Annotated in this window: 1 protein-coding gene; it reads right to left on the bottom strand. The window is 74.0% G+C overall.

The window, feature by feature from the left end; all coding sequences use genetic code 11:
- On the bottom strand, positions 1-219 hold a 219-nt coding region (locus tag ACQG3P_RS21645; protein WP_426806201.1), incomplete at its 3' end, for a hypothetical protein.
- Positions 220-246 lie beyond the last annotated feature (27 nt).

Below are 246 nucleotides of genomic sequence, written 5' to 3'. Positions count from 1 at the left end.
ATCCAGGTGTTGGCGGGCCAGCGCCAGGTGGCGTTGCGCGGTGCACCCCGCGCCCCGCTGCAGGGCCCTGTCCAACCACAACCCCGCAAACTCGATCACGAAACGGTGCGCGCCCACCAGGGCGGAATGCGCCCAGGTGGCGCTCATCCGGCGCCCCAGGTCCCAGCCGGTGGGTTCGGGCGCGCTGCGCGCCAGCAGCGCCGCCGGGTGCGCCCACATGCGCCGGGAATTCGGCGACACCTGGAG

The sequence above is a fragment of the Stenotrophomonas sp. SrG genome, from assembly GCF_050031795.1.
Lineage (GTDB): Bacteria > Pseudomonadota > Gammaproteobacteria > Xanthomonadales > Xanthomonadaceae > Stenotrophomonas > Stenotrophomonas rhizophila_A.
The sequence above is the reverse complement of the archived record's forward strand: the minus strand, read 5'-3'. Positions and strand labels throughout refer to the sequence as shown.